Raw genomic sequence first — 18,463 nt, forward strand, 5'->3', positions numbered from 1 at the left:
GTCGGTTGCTGTTCACCGTAGCATCGCAACCGACACACGTAATTTTGCCGTAATTTCGGGACTTTAAGCCCATTTGTGTTGGTTGTGTTGGTTGTGTCGGTTAGTTTTTACGTTTGGTGGGGGTCTGGCAATTTGTACAATGTTTAGGTGCCTAATTTGTGAATATCGCACAGCAATATAATCCGAATACTTTGGGGGAAGTTTCCCCCAAAATCCCCCCTCAAATGCTTTTAGCTTTGTGTGCCTTTGTCACTCGGTATATCATCTTACGCCATATTATTCCACGGTCATATTGACAACGAGCCTCTATGAATGTGTTTTTAAGGTCGCGCAGGGAGCACCCCCAAAAGGGTTGCGCCCTTGGCTCCTCAGCCTAACACATTCATACTCATTGTCAATAAGCTTTCGCGGCATAAGATGTCGTAAGCTGATATACCTCCTTTCGCAGTTACATTCTGTATCTATTCAAGATGAACTTACGCTCTTTGAGTTACAGTCTATGTTTTTCGGGCGGTCTGTAATATAACTCTGCGGAGTATTACAAGGGATTTGTATGCTATAACGAGCTGTGTTACTTAATAGAGCTTGTGCTTGCCCCCTGCGGTGGCAAAGCCACTCGCAAGGGGGGCGATATATGTTAGAAGAAAGGAGAACCACAGAGTTATATTACACACCGTCCGATTATATGAGCGTGTCAACAATTAGTGTCAATTTTCGCGATAAGCTTACACTATCAAGGGTTGCTGACGTGTGAATTTTTGATTTTTACAAGTTTTTCAAGTCTTTGTTTTTGCCCTGTTTTCGGGAGCAAAGCCGAGACTATCAAGGGGTCGAGCCTTGCAAAGCTTTCGGGGCGGATAGTGGGTAAAGGCTTTCCGGTCGCCCCCCTGCTTCGGCTGCGCCTACGCCACCCCCTTCGGGTGCAAATATCTTACGATTTAGCTGAAACCGTCCGACAAACACGCCCGAATGGGCATACGTCCGCCAACGGCGGACACCACAATTATGCATTATGCATTATGCATTGTGCATTGAGAAAGCATTGACAACCTTGCCGTGATTGTGCTATAATATAATTTGACGTATTTTACACTTAAAGGAGATAACTATGAGCGAGTATAATCAGTCGAATATAAGAAATTTCTGTATAATAGCGCATATCGACCACGGTAAATCCACCCTTGCGGACAGGATACTGGAGCTGACATCAACTGTCGAGCTGCGTGAAATGGAAGACCAGCTGCTTGATAATATGGATATCGAGCGTGAGAGAGGTATAACTATCAAGGCAAGAGCCGTTCGCCTTAACTACAAGGCAGACGACGGACAGGACTATATCTTCAACCTCATAGACACCCCCGGACACGTTGACTTTAACTACGAGGTGTCACGTTCGCTTGCGGCGTGTGAGGGAGCAGTGCTCGTTGTGGACGCTTCGCAGGGAATAGAGGCTCAGACGCTCGGCAATACCTACCTTGCTATCGAGCATGACCTTGAAGTGCTGCCGGTGGTCAACAAGATAGACCTGCCCTCGGCAGAGCCTGAGAGAGTATGCGGAGAGATAGAGAATATCATAGGCATTCCCGCTATGGATGCTCCCCGTATCTCCGCAAAGACGGGGCTTAATATCAAGGACGTGCTCGAACGTGTCATCACGGATATACCTGCCCCCAGGGGAGATATCGACAAGCCCTTCAAGGCGCTTATCTTTGACAGCGTTTATGATATGTATAAGGGCGTTATCATATATGTGCGTGTTATGGACGGTTCTGTCAAGGCAGGACAGACGATAAAGCTCATGGCGACAGGGGCGGAGTTTCAGACAGTCGAGATAGGCTATATGGGTGCTAAGGACTTAGTGCCTGTAGGCGAGCTCAAAGCCGGCGAGGTGGGCTATATCACCGCATCTATCAAGTATATAGGCGACACCCGTGTGGGCGATACCGTGACAAGGGCTGATGCCCCCTGCGACGAGGCTCTGCCGGGCTATAAGAAGGTGCAGTCTATGGTCTTCTCGGGCGTTTACCCGGCTGACGGCGCTAAATACCCTGACCTCAGAGATGCTCTTGACAAATTAGCCCTCAACGACGCATCACTGACCTTCGAGCCGGAGACATCGGCTGCCCTGGGCTTTGGCTTCAGATGCGGCTTCTTAGGGCTTTTGCACATGGAGATAATACAGGAGAGGCTGGAGCGTGAATACAACCTCGACCTCATAACCACAGCACCGTCGGTCATCTACAAGGTAAATCTGACAAACGGCGAGACTGTGATGATAGACAACCCCTCAAACTACCCCGACCCGGCGCTCATAGCATCAGCCGAGGAGCCTATGGTGACGGCACACATATTCACTCCGCAGGAGTTTGTCGGCAACATCATGGAGCTCTGTCAGGACAGGCGTGGAAACTACATCGACATGAAATACCTTGACGACACGAGAGTAGACCTGCACTACGAGCTGCCGTTAAACGAGATAGTATACGACTTCTTTGATGCGCTCAAATCACGCACAAGGGGCTATGCATCATTCGACTACGAGATGAAGGGCTATGTACCGAGCAAGCTCGTCAAGCTCGACATACTCCTAAACGGCGAGGTGGTAGATGCGCTGTCGTTCATCGTACACGCTGACAAGGCTTATCAGAGAGGCCGCAAGATAACCGAAAGGCTCAAGGAGAACATTCCGAGACAGCTGTTTGAAGTGCCTGTACAGGCCTCTATCGGCGGCAAGATAATAGCCCGTGAGACTGTCAAGGCTATGCGCAAGGACGTTCTTGCCAAGTGCTACGGCGGTGACATAACAAGAAAGAAGAAGCTGCTCGAAAAGCAGAAGGAAGGCAAGAAGCGTATGCGTCAGCTCGGCACGGTAGAAGTACCGCAGGAGGCGTTTATGAGTGTGCTCAAGCTCGATGAGTAGTTTTTAGGTAACAGGTTACAGGTAACAGGTAACAGTTATGGTGCGGCTTACGCCGCTTATGCCCATTCGGGCGTTCCTTTCCGACAGCATAGCGTAGGGTGACATTCCGAAGGGTCGAGGGGCGACCGGAAAGCCCCTCGGTGTACCCCCTGAGGACGAGAGCGCAGCCTTGAAGGTAAGTAACCCCCACAGAATAGCTTCAAGGGAACGGTCGGCTTATCCCTACGCTACAGGTAGGGGGGCTTTCCGGTCGCCCCCCTGCTTCGGCTTCGCCTGCGCCACCCCCTTCGGGTTCACCCCCACACGCTGAGTTGAGGACGAAGACGAAATGACGAAGAAGACAGCCCACTTTGGACTTGCCTTTCCTCAATTATTCATTCTTCACTATTCACTATTCATTATTCACTGAGCGCAGCGTTACCGGCCGAATGGCCATAACGTCCTGCGTTAGCAGGACACCACAATTATGCATTATGCATTCTTAATTCTGCATTGAAAAAGAGGTGTTAGTATGGATCTTAAACTGCCGATGAAAAATTCAATAATACTCGGGCTTGTCGGCAGTGCGCTGATACCGCTGCTGTATGAGGTCTATGCTAATGTCGGTAAGACCTTTGCGGTGGTGCTGCTGTTTGTGTGGGTGGTGTTCTGCTTTGTAAAGCTCATGCGCTTCCCGGCAAAGGAGGCTGTGCTCTCTATCACCTGCCTTATCGCATATACAGGCATTCTGGGGATAGTCATGTACTGTATCATACACCCGGCTGTGCAGTCGTTTCTGGAGAAGAACTCAAAGTATTACTACCTCTCGCTCAAAGAGGAGATGCTGTTCTTCGGCTTTGCTATCGGCATTATGGCGGTGCTTTACCTGCTGTTTGCCGGCAAGGTCTTTGTGTGCAGGTGTATCGAGAGATTCAAGGATAACAGCATAAAGACTGGGCAGTATATAGATAACGCATTCGACAGCAGTGAGGACGGCGAGGGACTATGAGAGGGATATATGTACACATTCCTTTCTGCCTGCAAAAATGTCCTTACTGCGATTTTTATTCTGTGAGGTTTGATGAGGGCACGGCAGATGCCTACGCAGATGCGCTTGTACGCAATTTCAAGGCATACAGCGGCGTTAAGGCTGACACTGTGTATTTCGGCGGCGGCACGCCCTCCTGCCTGCCTGAAAGCACGCTTGGCAGGATAGTGAGCGGCCTGAAAGAGAGCTTTGATATAGCCGGGAACGCCGAGATAACGATAGAAGCAAACCCCTGCACCGTGACACCTCAAAAGCTGCGTGCATACCGTGATATGGGAATTGACCGTATATCCTTCGGGGTGCAGTCGGCTGATGATAATGAGCTCAGAGGCCTTGGCAGGCTGCACGATGCAGACACGGCAAAGAGGGCTATAAATGCGGCGCACGATGCAGGCTTTGAGAATATCTCGGCCGACCTGATGATAGGCGTTGCAGGGCAGACTAAGGACAGCCTGCAAAGATCAATTGACACGATCACAGCCCTGCCGGTAAGCCATATCTCGGCCTATATGCTAAAGATCGAGCCCGGCACGCCCTTTGACAACGAGCACACAAGAGCCGCCACGGCAGACGACGAGCTTATGAGAGGGATGTATCTCTCGCTTGTTAAAAGCCTTGCAGAGAGGGGCTTTGCGCAGTACGAGATATCTAATTTCGCAAAGGCAGGTTTTGAGAGCCGGCACAACCTTGTATACTGGACAGGCGGCGAGTACATAGGCTTCGGCCCTGCTGCGCACTCGCTGTACAAAGGCAGGCGGTTTTATGTTCCGGGGGATTTAGAGAAGTACATAAGCTCACCCACTCAGCCCGAGCTTGACGAAGACGAGCCGTACAGCGAGCGTGAGGAATACATAATGCTCGCCTTACGCCTGACAAGCGGCCTTGACGCAGGCAAGCTGATATCCTTATATGGTCAGCAGGGTGCCGACAGGGTAACAGCTCTTGCCAGACGGTATGAAAAAGCCGGCTTATGTCATGTAACGCCTGAGCGCATCAGTCTGACCCCGGAAGGGTTTCTGGTTTCAAATAGTATTATTGTGGAGCTTATGGAAGCTATTGAACAGGGGAAACGCTGAGCTCAGTGAATAGTGAAGAGTGAAGAATGAATAGTGAATAGTTGAGGAGCGCCTGACGGCGATTATGGCCATTCGGCCTGTCAGTCGGACGATTTCAGCTAAATCGTAGGATATGCTTCCGAAGGGGGTGGCGAAGGCGCAGCCGAAGCAGGGGGGCGACCGGAAAGCCCCCCTACCCGTAGAGTCAGCAAAGCGAGAGACTCCCCTTGAAGGTAAACCTCTCCCCAACTCTTTCCAACCACTCGCCACCTTTCAACCGATCAGGTTGAAAGCGTGTCAAAATCCAGCGTTGCCTCAAACTCCGCTACTCGCCTTGCAAGCTCTTTCGCCTCACGGTCTATCTTCTCCCTCTCACTCTCGCTGTGATTTCTGTAGCCGTATGAACCGCCCGAGTACCCCGAGTACCCTCGGTCATAATAGCTGGGCTTCCTGCCGTCTTCACGAAGCCACTTCTTGATTGTGCGGCAAGGGTCTTTCATGAAACGCCTGTTCTCCTGCTGCCAGGCAGAGATGCGGTCGATGTACCGCTCGATCTGCTGACGGTCGGACATATTGAAAAGCTCCTCCTTGTCTTCGTCAGAGAAAATGACACGGGAAAAATCTTCACGATATGACGACAAGGACGACGAAGACGACATGGAAGACGACATTTCATTGACAGTGTCTTCTTCATTAACAGTGACAGTCTCATTGACATTTTCATTTACATCTTCATTAACAGTAACATTAACATTGTCATTTACATTTACATTATCATTTACATTAACATTGTCATTTACATTATCGGCATTTTTGGTATCCGATTGTATGCGGTCGCATACGCTTGCATTTTTTGACCATCTCTTTTTTGCATTTATGCGGTTTCTCTCGCAGACGTTTTCCCACTTTTCTGAATCACGGATAAAGCATTCTTTCATCATATTAAAGAGAATTCTGAGCGACCTATCGGGAAGCTCTATCTCCTCGCCTGCTGTGGTGAACGCATAGATCGCTCTTAGCAGCTGGCCGAGTTCAGCGTCGTCAAATTCCTGCAAGCTATTGCCCCAGTCGTTATACATCACAAAGCTCTTATGTTCATTTCTCTTTTCTGCCATTTTGATACGCTCCTTTTTTAGTATTGAAGAAAAAAGTCCTTCTACTAATAGCGCAAAAAGGGGCATTTGTTGCATAGTTTGATGCAACATATGAGAGAGAAATTTTTGAAAAGGGAAAAGTTTGTGTGATGTTACAAATCGAGGTGGGGAAATATAGGCAAAAGAGACAAAGAAAACGGGCTGACCTTCAAGGGTTGCGCTCTCGCTATCCTACGCTACGGATAGGGGGGCTTTCCGGTCGCCCCCCTGCTCCGGCTGCGCCTACGCCACCCCCTTCGGGGTCATCACCACACACTGAGTTGAGGAAGAAGACGACGAAGACAGCCCACTTCGGGTGCAAAGCCTGCGCCACCCCCTTCGGACTTGCCTTTCCTCGGTCACATACCGCCCGAATGGGCATCTCGTCGGCGTAAGCCGACACCACAACTGTTACCTGTTACCTGTTAACTGTTAACTGACCAAGCGGCGCACCTGGGCTATTCACTATTCATTCTTCACTGAGCGCAGCGTTTCTCCTGTTGCCTGAAACAAAAACTCCCCCAAGCCGTAAAGACTTAGGGGAGAAATTTTCTGAATATACCGGCGAAGCCGATACCTTAACTGTTACCTGTTACCTGTAACCTGAAGATCAGGCCTCTTTAATGAGCTTCTTGTAGCAGATAGCTGCCAGAGCACCGCCGATGGCAGGGCCTATGATGAATACCCATACCTGAGAAAGAGCGTCTGTGCCGGAGAAAATAGCAGCACTAAGGCTTCTTGCGGGGTTAACAGATGTGCCTGTGAAGTTGAAGCCTACAAGGTGTACAAGTGTAAGGCCAAGACCTATGAGTATAGGTGCTATCTGTGTGAGAGAATTGTCGTTTGCAACTCTGAGCACGATGAGCACGAATATGCAGGTGATGATAACTTCTAAAAGCAGTGCGCTGAAGAAGTTGATGCCGATAGCGGAATTATCGCCAAAACCGTTTGCGCCGACACCTGTGCCTCTGATATCTGTAATGTCTTCATCAGCCATTACAACGAGGAGCTTGAGTATACCGCTTCCTGCGAGAGCGCCGAACACCTGAGACATGATGTATGCACCAAGGTCTCCTGCATCGAGCGAGCCGTCAAGGAAACAAGCGATAGATACTGCCGGATTAACATGAGCGCCCGATATACCGCCGAAAAGATATGCGATAAAGCAGAGCGAAACGCCGAATGCGAGCGAAGTGCCTACAAGGCCTGCGCCGGAAGCTGCCGCACCGCAGCCGCATATAACGAGCATAGCTGTGCCGATAAACTCGGCAAGATATTTCTTCATCTAAAAGCCACGTCCTTTCTTAAATACCGCCCCGAGAGCACCCGGGGCGAATGTCAGATCTTATTCGTCAACTTCCTCAACTGTTTCTTCTACCTTATCGAGGTCAGCCTCAACATCATCAGTAGTCTCAGCAGTTTCCTCAGCTGCTTCTTCTGCGCCTTCCTCACAAGCCTCGCAGTCGTCTAAGCACTCATCGAAGTCCTCATCGAGCTCTTCGTAGTCATAATCCTCGAGCTCCTTACGCTTTTTAAGAGCGAGAACTGCTGCTGTACCTGCTGCTGCAACGCCTAAAGCTGCTGCTACCTTTAATGCCTTACCCATAATAAAACATCTCCTTATAATTTAATTTTCACACAGTGATATGACCTTATCAGTCAGTTTCACGATAATGTAATTATATCACAATGTATTAAAATTTGCAAGTCCTCACCAAACAAAAAAGATTTGCAATTACATTTTTGTCATTTCTCACAAAAATGTTAAAGTATTTTTTGCAAGTTGTTTAAGACAACTTTTGCTCAGTTAACAGTTAACAGGTAACAGGTAACAGTTGTGGTGTCGGCTTGCGCCGACGTATGCCCATTCGGGCAATATGTGACCGAGGAAAGGTCAGTCCGAAGGGGGCTGTCTTCGTCGTTGTCTTCGTCTTCGTCTTCAACTCAGCGTGTGGGCATATCCCCGAAGGGGGTGTGCGGCAGCTTCGCTGACGCAGGGGGGCGACCGGAAAGCCCCCCTATCTGTAGCGTAGGATAGCGAGAGACTACCCCTTTAGCTATACAGTGGGGTCAGCTTTCCTTCAAGGCGGCTCTCTCGTCACCTTAGGGTACGATATGAGGGGGGAAACCCAAAGGAGGACAGGATATTTGGCTTACGCCGCTATCGGAGGACTTTCCCCCTTTAGGTTTCCCCCCTCAAACTCCCCTTTTCCTGAATCTCTCTTTGCCTCTCGATAGCTCAATTACGCTGCGGTTAGCAAAGACTTTGCGTGACACGCCTAAGCGGCGGTCAGATAAAGGTGTTGAAAACCAAAGACACAATTATGAGGAAAGGTTTTATACAGTATAAAGTGTTTGCTCCCAAAGAGTATGGGGGCTGCTTACCTTCAAGGTAGCACTCTCGCTACCATAGGGTACACCGAGGTGCTTTCCGGTCGCCCCCCTGCGTCAGCAGAGCTGCCGCTCACCCCCTTCGGGTTCACCTCAACACACGAAGTGGAGGACGACGAAGACGAAGACAGCCCACTTCGGACTTGCCTTTCCTCGGTCACATATTGCCCGAATGGGCATAAGCGCCGCAGGCGCACCTTAACTGTTACCTGTTAACTGTTACCTGTTAACTGTTAACTGGCAGCGCCTTGCGCTGCCTTACATTTCCCCTGCTAAGTGCATGATGATGCTCGCAGCGGCAACGGGGGCTGTTTCGCAGCGGAGAATGCGTGCGCCTAAGCCTGTCAGCTCGCCGCCTGCGGATACGAAAGCGTCTGCCTCGGCCTGCTCAAAGCCGCCCTCGCTGCCGATAAACAGGGCTATCCTCTGCCCACGGGATATGCCTGCATCGGATAACGAAGCGCCGCCTTTCTCGTAGCACATGAGCGCCTTGTCAAAGGAAGACAGCCTGCCTGTCAGCTCGCTTAAAGATATTATTCCGCTGACCCTGGGTATTATTCCCCTGCCGCACTGCTTGGCGGCTTCCAATGACACCTTGTTGAGCCGCTCCAGCCGCTTTGCAAAGCTCTTTTCGTCAGGGCGTGAGACACACCTTGCCGTCATCACGAAGACGACCTCATATGCGCCCAGTTCGACGGCTTTCTGAACTATTGTCTCGGCCTTGTCGCCCTTTGGCATCGCCTGAAAGAGCGTCAGCTTAGTCTCCGGCTCGCTCTCAGTCTTGCGTGAGGACACCACATCGCAGCAGACCTCGCTGTCGGTAAAGGCGCTGATGCTGCATTCGTAGTCCGTTCCCTCGCAGCATAAAGTCAGCACATCGCCTACCTTCATGCGCAGGCTGCGGCCTATGTGGCGTGCGTTCTCGCCGGTGAGTATCACCTTATCGCTGTTCACATTATCAACAAAAAATCTCGGCATGATGTTCATTCTCCCAATCGTTCACATTTTACGCAAAATTAAAACGTTTTTTCCTTACACTGTTTTATAATATTTTACCTTGCGGACAAATTTTTTTCACTCTATTTTCACCTGGATATTGTACTATATATACAAGCCAAATTTGTTTTTCATATTTTGGTATGGAGACCTTTTCAATTCAGTCTCCATATTTCGGCAGTTTACTGCCGACTTCTCCCCTATAATTTTTTCTTTTGGTTTCCGCAGCCTTAGCTCGCTGCGGAAATTTTTTTGCCCCTGCACCGGGTAGATCGAAGGGCGGCGAACCGAAGGGTCGAGGGGCGCATGAGCTCGCTTTTTCAGGTAACAGGTTACAGGTAACAGGTAACAGGTGTGGTGTGCGCCAAAGGCGCACGGTATGGCCATTCGGCCGGAAACGCTTCGCTTAGTGAATAGTGAATAGTGAAGAATTAATAGTGAATAGTTATGGTGTGCGCCAAAGGCGCACAGCCGAAGGGTCGAGGGGCGACCGGAAAGCCCCTCGGTGTACCCTCGGAGAGCGAGAGAGCCGCCTTGAAGGTGATTTGTCCGACTGAATAGCTAAAGGGGTAGTCTCTCGTTTTGTTCACGCTACAGGTAGGGGGGCTTTCCGGTCGCCCCCCTGCTCCGGCTGCGCCTGCGCCACCCCCTTCGGGGATATCCCGACACTTACGACAAGGAAGAAGACGAAGACAACGACGACGAAGACAGCCCACTTCGGAAGTATATCCTACAGCTTAGCTGAAATCGTCCGACCGACACGCCCGAATGGGCATACGTCGGCGCCAGCCGACACCTCAACTATTTGAACCTGTCAAGTTTTCTGCACACATAAAGTTAATAAAACTATTGATATCAGCCAATAGAAAGCTTTTCATTTCTGAGCTCATATGGCGTTTTTAAGCCGTTTGAGCTGTGATAACGATGTGTGTTGTAAAAGCCAAAGACGTATTCAAATATTTTTAGCTCGGCTTCCTTCCTCGTTTTGAACCTACAGCCATGTACACAGGCATTTTTGACCGTTGCCCAGAAGCTTTCCATAGGTGCATTGTCATATGGCACACCGCTTCGAGACATACTTTGGATCATCTTGTACTTTTGAAGCTTGTTTTTGTATGCATTGGAAGCATATTGCACGCCTCGGTCAGAATGGAACAGCAGTCCTTCGCCCGGCTTGTATTTTTTGAATGCCTGATCAAGCGAATCGATCATCAGTTCCTGCGTGTGTTTGCTGCTAAAGCTTAATCCGACACAATCACGTGCACATAGGTCTATTATCCCTGCTGCGTACAGCCAGCCTTCGTCTGTCCATATGTAAGTGCTGTCTCCGCACCACTTTCGGTTTGGCTTATCAGCATTAAAATTGCGGTCAAGAAGATTTTCTGCAACTTGATACTTGTGCCTGCTGTTGGTCGTTGCCCTATATTTTTTGCATTTTTTCGGGTACATATTTCCTTGACGCATCAGCCTTCCGACTTTCCCCTCACTCATCGGGTATCCGGCTTCTTCAAGTGCTTTTTTCATACGCACTCTGCCATACTCCTCATAGCTTTCAGCGAAGATCGTCTGCATTTTCTCTACAAGCTCCAGATCTTCTTTTTCTTTGTTGCTGTGAGGGTTTTCCTTTCGGTCATAATATGATCTTGTACTTATCCCGAGAGTCTGACATACCAGATTGATCGGATATTTATCCAATCCTCTCGCCCGCAAGTCATCTATCTTTTCTTTGACTCTTGCTCTGCCTGATATGCCGCAACTTTTTTTAAGATCTCTACCTGCATCCTGAGCTTTTCGTTTTCTTTCTTCAATCGCCTAAGTTCTGCATCCTGCGGACGCTGTTTCCCACAGCCTACAAATGCATCCTCGCCGTACTTTCTGTACTCTCTGCGCCATGTGTAGATCGTTTGCTCCGGTATTGCGAATTTTTCGGATAACACTTTCACAGATATGTTATCTTTGAAGTGCAGTTCCATGATCTTAAATTTGAATTCCCGACTGTTTTCTCCATGTGTGCTCATTTGAAGCCAACTCCTTTTTTATATTATATCATTATTAACTTCAAATGTGTAGTTTTATTATACAGGTTCAATTCACTATTCACTCTTCACTATTCATTATTCACTGAGCGCAGCGTTACCGCCCGAATGGGCATCTGCGGCGTAAGCCGCACCTCAACTGTTACCTGTTAACTGTTACCTGTTAACTGAGATAACTCCCCTCTTGCAGACCTCTGCGCACTTGCCGCAGCCGGTGCAGAGCGAGTAGTCAAGCACTGCATGACCGTTCTCCACCCTGACAGCACCCTCAGGACAGACCCTCTCGCACTGACGACAGCCGATGCAGCCGTTTTGGCAGGCAGCGACGGTGTCCTTGGCGGAGTTTGACGACATACACAGATAATCCACCCCGGCGGATATCTTTCTTAAGGCGATAAGACCGTTCGGGCATTCACGCACGCACAGACCGCAGCCGATGCATAAGCAATCATCAATAACAGCAATGCCGTTCCTGATGCTGATAGCCCCCTTGGGGCAGACCTTTACGCAGTCACCCAGGCCTAAACAGCCTGAGGTGCATTTTTTATAGCCGCTGTAGTATATTTCCGCAGCAGCGCAGCTTTTAACGCCCTCGAAGTCGTATTTTACGCCCGCTGCCTCGCAGTCGCCCTTGCAGCGCACCACGGCACGTTCAGGCTCGCTGGCTGATGCCTCGATGCCCATTATCTCAGATATCGCCGCAAGCGCCTGAGCACCGCCAGTCCTGCAAAGGTCAGGCGCAGCGCCGTCCTTCACTATCGCCTCGGCATAGCCCTCGCAGCCCGAAAAGCCGCAGGCTCCGCAGTTGATATTCGGCAGCGACGAGGCTATCTTTTCGACACGCTCGTCGGTCTTTACATAGAATATCTTCGATGCCGCCGCCAGCAGCAGCCCTGCCGCCAGCCCCAGCACAGCGAAGAATATTATCGGATAGAGTATATTCATCAGATAAGCTCCCTTTTTAAATGCATAATGCATAATGCATAATGCATAATTGTGGTGTGCGCCGCAGGCGCACGGTATGCCCATTCGGGCAGAGCCGCCGAAGGCGGCGAACCGAAGGGTCGAGGGGCGACCGGAAAGCCCCTCGTGTACCCCCTGAGAACGAGAGAGTCGCCTTGAAGGTCAGCTCCCCAACTAAATAGCTTCAAGGGTAGTCTCTCACTATCCTTACGCTACGGGTAGGGGGGCTTTCCGGTCGCCCCCCTGCTACGGCTGCGCCTACGCCACCCCCTTCGGACTTGCCTTTCCTCAGTCACATATCGCCCGAATGGGCATACGTCGGCGCCAGCCGACACCTCAACTATTCACTCTTCACTATTCACTATTCACTATTCATTGAGCGCAGCGTTACTCCTGTTACCTGTTTTATACTATTCCCACAAACCCCATAAAGCTCAGCGAGACTATCGCTGCGGCGACTAAAGTTGCGGGAACGCCTTTGAATGTCTCGGGAATGTCTGAGCTTTCAAGACGTATGCGCACGCCGGCAAACAATACCAGCGCAAGCGTGAAGCCAAGCCCTGTGCCGAAGGAGTTTACAAGACTCTCCCCGAGAGTGTATTTTCTGTCAACATTTGTGATGGCAGCACCGAGTACGGCGCAGTTGGTGGTTATGAGCGGCAGATATACGCCAAGTGCTTTGTACAGCGGCGGCAGATAGCGCTTTATCGCCATTTCGGCAAGCTGGACAAACAGCGCTATGACAAGAATGAACGCTACTGTCTTCAAATACTGCGCATCAATTTTTCCAAGAAGAATGTATACAGGGTATGTCACGAGTGTTGCGAAAAACATGACAAACATTACCGCAAGCCCCATGCCGACCGAGCTTTTTAACTGCTTTGAGGTGCCTAAGAATGCACATATGCCCATGAACTGCGACAGCACCACGTTGTTTATAAGTGCAGCCCCTATGAGTATCATTATAAGCTCTTTCATGCGCTCACCTCACCTTTCTCAGCACAGGCCGACCTGCTGCCGCATTTGGCACACGCCTGTGCAGAAGGGCAGCCCTCGCAGCTTATCTCAGCAGGCGGTCTTCTGCCGGCTATCTTGTTTATCACGGCGATTATCACGCCAAGTGTCAGAAAGCCCCCGGCAGGCATTATGAATATCAGCACAGGCTCTCCTGCGAGTGCTCCGAGCTTGATGCCCCAGAAGCAGCCCGAGCCTAATACCTCACGCACGCTGCCCATCAGAAACAGCGCCAGCGTGAAGCCAAGCCCCATGCCGAGCCCGTCAAGAGCCGAGCGCAGGACGTTGTTCTTGCTTGCAAACACCTCGGCACGCCCGAGGATTATGCAGTTTACCGTTATGAGTGAAAGGAATATGCCGAGAGCGTCGTAAAGCTCGGGCAGACAGCCTTTCATAAGAAACTCTATAAGCGTCACAAAGCCTGCGATTATGACTATGAATGCAGGCAGGCGCACCGAGTCGGGTATCACTTTCTTTAAAAGCGATATCACTATATTCGAGCAGACAAGCACAAAGGTCGTCGCAAGCCCCATGCCTATGCCGTTTTTGGCAAGGGTGGTGACGGCAAGCGTCGGACACATACCGAGCATCGTCACAAACACGGGGTTTTCCTTTATGATGCCCTTTAAAAGCTCCTGCGAAAGCGGTCTTTTCTCGCTCACCTGAAGATCTCCCCCTTGTGTTTATGATAGATGTCAAGGGCAAGTGCTATGCCCCTTTTGAGCCCCTTTGACGAGTAGGTCGCAGAGGTCACGTTGTCGATCTGCTCGGCCTCGTTGCCGTTTTTGAGGTTCTTGTATTTTGCAAGGTATTCTTTTTCCGAGACCTTTGAGCCAAGGCCGGGGGTGTCGGTGTTTGATACAAAGCCCACACCCATGACTATGCCGTTTTTCTCTATGCCGACCACAAAGTGAAGGCCGCCTGTCGAATAGCCGTCCTCAGTCAGCTCGATAAAGCAGATATCACGCTTTTTATCAATGATGACAGAGCTCACCTCGTCGTACCCGAAGGTCACAGGCTCGCCGTCATCGAGCAGCATCTCGTATTCGCCGTTGCCGGCAGCATCGTCGCAGGCGGTTATCAGCTTGGCTGTCAGAACGCCTGTCTCATCAACATATGTCGCATCGTAAGCCAGTGCGAGCAGGCCGCTTACCGCTGCACAGATAAGCGTCAGCACGAGCGGCGGCAGGATATATCTCTTAAGCATCGCTCTCACCGCTTTCTTCAGCCTTTACATACCTGCCGAGAGGTGACTTCTTCTCGGTGGCCATATCAATAAGGGGCGTTGCTATGTTCATCAGCAGTATCGAGAACGACACGCCCTCGGGGTATCCGGCGTAGAACCTTATCACGCAGGTGAGCAGGCCGCAGCCTATGCCGAAGATGAACTTGCCTGTCGTGGTGATAGGTGTAGTGACATAATCTGTCGCCATAAAGAAAGCACCCAAGATAAGTCCGCCGCTTAGTATCTGATAAAGCCCGTCATGCCCTGTGACAGCCGAGAAGACGAACACCGTGCCGATAAATGCAAGCGGTGTGACAGGGTTTATGACGTTTCTTGCTATGAGGTAGAAGCCGCCGAAAAGCAGAGCCGCCTTACACGTCTCGCCAAGGCAGCCGCCGATATTGCCGAGGAAAAGATCCTGGTATGATACGGGGTCGCTCACGAGAGGGGTAGCCCCTGTCACGATATCCTTATCATCATAGAAAGGCACAGCCCAGTTCGTCATAGCCGCCGGGAAAGAGAGCATGAGCACTATCCTGCCGACGATAGCCGGGTTTGCGAAGTTATGCCCGAGGCCGCCGAAAAGCTGCTTTGTGATGACGACAGCGACAAACACGCCGATAAACGCCTTGAAATAGGATATCGTCACAGGCAGGTTGAATGCAAGCAGCATACCCGTCACGGCCGCCGAGAGGTCGCCTATCGAGCTCTCACGCTTCATCACGAGGTTACACAGTCTTTCGAGCGCCATAGCGCTTATCATACAAAATCCCGTCAGCATAAGCGCCCTGCCCCCGAAAACAAATCCCGAGACAACGAGCGCCGGTATCAGTGCAATGATAACATCTGTCATTATCCTTGCCGTTGATGTACTCCCTCTCTCATGAGGGGAAGCGGTGACTGTAAGTTTTTCCATCATATATTCTCCTATATAAATGCATAATTATCTCAGGTAACAGGTTACAGGTAACAGGTAACAGGTATGGTGTGCGCCAAAGGCGCACGGTATGGCCATTCGGCCGTGTTTGTCAGACGATTTCAGCTAAATCGTAGGATATGCATTTCCGAAGGGTCGAGGGGCGACCGGAAAGCCCCTCGTGTACCCCCTGAAAACGAGAGAGCCGCCTTGAAGGAAAGCAACCGGACGTATCAGCTCAGGGGTAGTCTCTCACTATCCTCACGCTACAGTAGGGGGGCTTTCCGGTCGCCCCCCTGCTCCGGCTGCGCCTACGCCACCCCCTTCGGGGTTGCAAGTCCTACGATTTAGCTGAAATCGTCCGACTGACAGGCCGAATGGCCATACGTCGGCGCCAGCCGACACCTTAACTGTTAACTGTTAACTGATAACTGTTAACTATTTTTTCAGTACCATTGCCTTTGCCAGCTGGTGCTTGGCGGCAAGGTCACGCCTTGCGGGGCAGACGTAGGAGCAGGCGCCGCAGTTCATGCAGAGATTGACTTTGAGCGCAGTCAGACGCTGCTTGTCTTTTCTGTCGTAGGCCTTTTCAAGCTCGGTCGGCATGAGCCCCATAGGGCAGGCGCTTATGCAGCGGCCGCAGCGTATGCAGGCAGTCTGCCTGTGAGCTTCGATGTATTTCTTGTCTTTTATCGGCTCGGTGAAAGCCAGCAGGGCATTCGCTGTCTTGATGAGCGGATAGCCCGGGTCGTAGGTGCAAAGCCCCATCATAGGGCCGCCTACCAGCAGCTTCCAGACCTTTTCGGCATCACAGTCGGCGTATTCCAATATGCTCCTGAGCGGCGTGCCGATGACAGCCCTTATGTTGCAGGGAGTGCGCACGGCAGAGCCGTCAACAGTCAGCCTTCTCTTTACAAGCGGCATACCTGTTTTAAGATAGCTGTCGATAAAGCCTGCTGTGGATACGTTCATGACGATAACGCCCTTGTCCGCCGGGAATTCGCCCTCTTTGACTATCATCCCGGTGCAGGAATAGGTTATCATCTTTTCAGCACCCTGCGGATATTCGCTCCTTAAGGTCTTTACCGTGATGTAAGGCTCGTTTGCCGTGAGCTGCTGCATCTTTTCGATAGCATCGGGCTTGTTTGCCTCAATGCCTATTATGCACTTTGGTATATCAAGGTATCTCATGACGCTCTTTGCACCGGATATGACGTTTTCGGCGTTTTCGAGCATCTCTCTGTGGTCTGAGGTGATGTACGGCTCGCACTCGGCACCGTTTAAAACAAGGCAGTCTATCTGCTTATCCTTCGCAGCCGAGAGCTTGACGTGGGTGGGAAATCCTGCACCGCCCAGACCGCAGCAGCCCGATTCTCTGACAGCTTCAATAAACTCCTCACGGCTGTTTATCACAGGCGGCTTTACCTCGTCGCTGAGCGTCTGCTGCCCGTCGCATTTTATGACCACGGCCTTGCAGACCTTGCCGTTTGCGAGCAGCACCTCGGTGATACCCGTCACCTCGCCCGAAACGCTTGAATGCACAGGCGCTGAGAGCAGGGCGTTTGTGTAGCCTATCTTCTGCCCGACCCTGACCAGGTCGCCGTTTTTGACGAGCGGCTCGCAGGGTGCGCCCATGTTCTGCTCCATCATTATGCTGACACTCTCAGGCAGCGGCAGCTCAACCGTTTCAGCCTGTGCGGTGTTCTTTTTTTCTTTAAGGTGTATTCCACGAAAAAGCATATATCAGTGTTCCTCCGCTCTATTCCCCGGTCATGGATATCCTTCCTTCAAGCGAGGGGGAATAGTGTATATTATTGTCTTTGTCTATCGCAATTACCTCTATGCTGTCATCTTCAAGGTACCTGTCAAGCCCCTTTGTGCCGCCTATGAATATGGCAGTAGACAAAAAGTCGCTTTTCAGCCCGTCCTGACAGATGACGGTAACGCTTGCAAGGTCGCTCTCGCTGGGGCGGCCTGTGGCAAGGTCGAGGATATGTATGTATCTCTTACCGCCCGACTCGAAGTATCTTTCATACCCTCCCGAGGTCGAGACAAAGCAGCTGCCGCTCTCGAATTTCAAAAGCAGCCTGTCAGGCGACGAGGGGTCTTTTATACCTGTCCTGAAAGGCTCGCCGTCCGGCTTGCTGCCGTAAAGCAGCGTGGACGAGCCGAGAGAGATCACAGCGCAGCCTGAGTTATCATCATCAAGCTGTTTTTTCACACGGTCAAGGATATACCCCTTTGCGACCGAGCCGAAATCAAGCTGCGTGCCTGAGGGGGCGTTTACCACGCTGCCGTCCTGCTGCAGCTTATCAAAGCCTGTTTTATCAAGCTCGGCTTTTATCTGCGTATCAGACGGCACACGGGGGCTGTCTGAGGTTATGCCCCAGAGCGAGATAAGGCCGCCGCAGGTGACATCTACGCCGCCGTACTGCTCGTAGAGCTGCTTTGAGCGCTCAAAGACCTCCTCTGATGCCCCTGTGAGCACGGCGCTGCCGACAGTGTTGAATTTGCTCACATCGCTCTCAGAGTCGTACCGATCAAGCTCCTTGCCAAGGCGCTCTATCGTCGAGCGGTATGGGGTCAGGTCATCTGTGCCGTAGACAGTCACCTCGCACATGGTATCGAGCGCAAAAAACGAAGAAGTCAGCGCTTCCTCCTCCTGCTGCGAGCTCTTTCTCTGAACAAACAGCAGTATACCGCCGAAAAGTATCAGCGCTATGCCGAAGCACACGCCGAAAAGAGCTGTTTTGTGTTTCATATCCTTATGACCTCATAAATTTGTCA

General features: G+C 50.9%; 16 protein-coding genes. 3 read left to right on the forward strand and 13 right to left on the reverse strand.

Annotated features, from left to right (window positions below; all coding sequences use genetic code 11):
* The first annotated feature begins 1,108 nt into the window (after positions 1-1,108).
* The 3 genes from lepA to hemW all read left to right on the forward strand — a co-directional run bounded on the left by lepA (position 1,109) and on the right by hemW (position 5,023).
* Positions 1,109-2,920 (forward strand): translation elongation factor 4, encoded by a 1,812-nt coding sequence (gene lepA, locus CD05_RS0111255; RefSeq protein WP_037322968.1) that lies wholly within the window; start codon positions 1,109-1,111, stop codon positions 2,918-2,920.
* A gap of 511 nt (positions 2,921-3,431) precedes the next feature.
* Positions 3,432-3,908 (forward strand): hypothetical protein, encoded by a 477-nt coding sequence (locus CD05_RS0111260; protein WP_051588962.1) that lies wholly within the window; start codon positions 3,432-3,434, stop codon positions 3,906-3,908.
* Positions 3,905-5,023, forward strand: coding sequence for a radical SAM family heme chaperone HemW (gene hemW, locus CD05_RS0111265; RefSeq protein ID WP_028510581.1), 1,119 nt, complete (start codon positions 3,905-3,907; stop codon positions 5,021-5,023). Before CD05_RS0111260 ends, hemW begins: the two co-directional genes overlap by 4 nt.
* A gap of 260 nt (positions 5,024-5,283) precedes the next feature.
* Here the strand turns inward: hemW and CD05_RS19850 are convergent, their stop codons facing one another.
* From CD05_RS19850 to CD05_RS0111335, 13 genes are all read right to left on the reverse strand, one after another.
* On the reverse strand, positions 5,284-6,117 hold the full coding sequence (locus tag CD05_RS19850) for a DUF6291 domain-containing protein (protein ID WP_028510582.1): 834 nt from the start codon (positions 6,115-6,117) through the stop codon (positions 5,284-5,286).
* Positions 6,118-6,745: 628 nt separating this feature from the next.
* Entirely contained in the window at positions 6,746-7,420 is a 675-nt protein-coding gene (locus CD05_RS0111280; RefSeq protein ID WP_028510584.1) for an aquaporin, read from the reverse strand.
* Positions 7,421-7,480: 60 nt separating this feature from the next.
* Positions 7,481-7,741 carry a hypothetical protein gene (locus CD05_RS0111285; RefSeq protein WP_028510585.1) on the reverse strand — a complete coding sequence of 87 codons (261 nt, stop codon included), beginning with the start codon at positions 7,739-7,741 and terminating at the stop codon, positions 7,481-7,483.
* Positions 7,742-8,784: 1,043 nt separating this feature from the next.
* Complete coding sequence (locus CD05_RS0111290; RefSeq protein ID WP_028510586.1) at positions 8,785-9,504, reverse strand: RsmE family RNA methyltransferase; 720 nt, start codon at positions 9,502-9,504, stop codon at positions 8,785-8,787.
* An 873-nt stretch (positions 9,505-10,377) separates the two neighbouring features.
* Positions 10,378-11,232, reverse strand: coding sequence for an IS3 family transposase (locus tag CD05_RS0111295; RefSeq protein WP_242841255.1), 855 nt, complete (start codon positions 11,230-11,232; stop codon positions 10,378-10,380).
* Positions 11,233-11,237: 5 nt separating this feature from the next.
* Positions 11,238-11,540 carry a helix-turn-helix domain-containing protein gene (locus tag CD05_RS0111300; RefSeq protein WP_028509370.1) on the reverse strand — a complete coding sequence of 101 codons (303 nt, stop codon included), beginning with the start codon at positions 11,538-11,540 and terminating at the stop codon, positions 11,238-11,240.
* Between the two features lie 174 nt (positions 11,541-11,714).
* Positions 11,715-12,503, reverse strand: a complete 789-nt coding sequence (locus tag CD05_RS0111305; protein ID WP_028510588.1) for an RnfABCDGE type electron transport complex subunit B — start codon at positions 12,501-12,503, stop codon at positions 11,715-11,717.
* 423 nt (positions 12,504-12,926) lie between these two features.
* Positions 12,927-13,499, reverse strand: a complete 573-nt coding sequence (locus CD05_RS0111310; protein ID WP_028510589.1) for an RnfABCDGE type electron transport complex subunit A — start codon at positions 13,497-13,499, stop codon at positions 12,927-12,929.
* On the reverse strand, positions 13,496-14,197 hold the full coding sequence (locus tag CD05_RS0111315) for an electron transport complex subunit E (RefSeq protein ID WP_028510590.1): 702 nt from the start codon (positions 14,195-14,197) through the stop codon (positions 13,496-13,498). The genes CD05_RS0111310 and CD05_RS0111315 overlap by 4 nt, the downstream gene beginning before the upstream one ends.
* Positions 14,194-14,742 (reverse strand): FMN-binding protein, encoded by a 549-nt coding sequence (locus CD05_RS0111320; RefSeq protein ID WP_028510591.1) that lies wholly within the window; start codon positions 14,740-14,742, stop codon positions 14,194-14,196. The genes CD05_RS0111315 and CD05_RS0111320 overlap by 4 nt, the downstream gene beginning before the upstream one ends.
* A complete protein-coding gene (locus CD05_RS0111325) occupies positions 14,735-15,676 on the reverse strand; it encodes an RnfABCDGE type electron transport complex subunit D (protein WP_028510592.1) in 942 nt (313 codons plus the stop codon). The genes CD05_RS0111320 and CD05_RS0111325 overlap by 8 nt, the downstream gene beginning before the upstream one ends.
* A gap of 438 nt (positions 15,677-16,114) precedes the next feature.
* Positions 16,115-17,416: an electron transport complex subunit RsxC gene (gene rsxC / locus CD05_RS0111330; protein WP_028510593.1), complete on the reverse strand. Its 1,302-nt coding sequence runs from the start codon at positions 17,414-17,416 to the stop codon at positions 16,115-16,117.
* 19 nt (positions 17,417-17,435) lie between these two features.
* The gene (locus CD05_RS0111335) at positions 17,436-18,437 is read right to left on the reverse strand and encodes an FAD:protein FMN transferase (RefSeq protein WP_028510594.1); all 1,002 of its coding nucleotides are present in this window, start codon (positions 18,435-18,437) and stop codon (positions 17,436-17,438) included.
* Between the last annotated feature and the right edge of the window lie 26 nt (positions 18,438-18,463).

The sequence above is a fragment of the Ruminococcus sp. NK3A76 genome (genome assembly GCF_000686125.1).
Taxonomy (GTDB): domain Bacteria; phylum Bacillota; class Clostridia; order Oscillospirales; family Ruminococcaceae; genus NK3A76.

Coding starts and splice junctions, on each gene's coding strand:
- lepA (WP_037322968.1), top strand. CDS start 1,109: ATGAGCGAGTATAATCAGTCGAATATAAGAAATTTCTGTATAATAGCG.
- CD05_RS0111260 (WP_051588962.1), top strand. CDS start 3,432: ATGGATCTTAAACTGCCGATGAAAAATTCAATAATACTCGGGCTTGTC.
- hemW (WP_028510581.1), top strand. CDS start 3,905: ATGAGAGGGATATATGTACACATTCCTTTCTGCCTGCAAAAATGTCCT.
- CD05_RS19850 (WP_028510582.1), bottom strand. CDS start 6,117: ATGGCAGAAAAGAGAAATGAACATAAGAGCTTTGTGATGTATAACGAC.
- CD05_RS0111280 (WP_028510584.1), bottom strand. CDS start 7,420: ATGAAGAAATATCTTGCCGAGTTTATCGGCACAGCTATGCTCGTTATA.
- CD05_RS0111285 (WP_028510585.1), bottom strand. CDS start 7,741: ATGGGTAAGGCATTAAAGGTAGCAGCAGCTTTAGGCGTTGCAGCAGCA.
- CD05_RS0111290 (WP_028510586.1), bottom strand. CDS start 9,504: ATGCCGAGATTTTTTGTTGATAATGTGAACAGCGATAAGGTGATACTC.
- CD05_RS0111300 (WP_028509370.1), bottom strand. CDS start 11,540: ATGAGCACACATGGAGAAAACAGTCGGGAATTCAAATTTAAGATCATG.
- CD05_RS0111305 (WP_028510588.1), bottom strand. CDS start 12,503: ATGAATATACTCTATCCGATAATATTCTTCGCTGTGCTGGGGCTGGCG.
- CD05_RS0111310 (WP_028510589.1), bottom strand. CDS start 13,499: ATGAAAGAGCTTATAATGATACTCATAGGGGCTGCACTTATAAACAAC.
- CD05_RS0111320 (WP_028510591.1), bottom strand. CDS start 14,742: ATGCTTAAGAGATATATCCTGCCGCCGCTCGTGCTGACGCTTATCTGT.
- CD05_RS0111325 (WP_028510592.1), bottom strand. CDS start 15,676: ATGGAAAAACTTACAGTCACCGCTTCCCCTCATGAGAGAGGGAGTACA.
- rsxC (WP_028510593.1), bottom strand. CDS start 17,416: ATGCTTTTTCGTGGAATACACCTTAAAGAAAAAAAGAACACCGCACAG.
- CD05_RS0111335 (WP_028510594.1), bottom strand. CDS start 18,437: ATGAAACACAAAACAGCTCTTTTCGGCGTGTGCTTCGGCATAGCGCTG.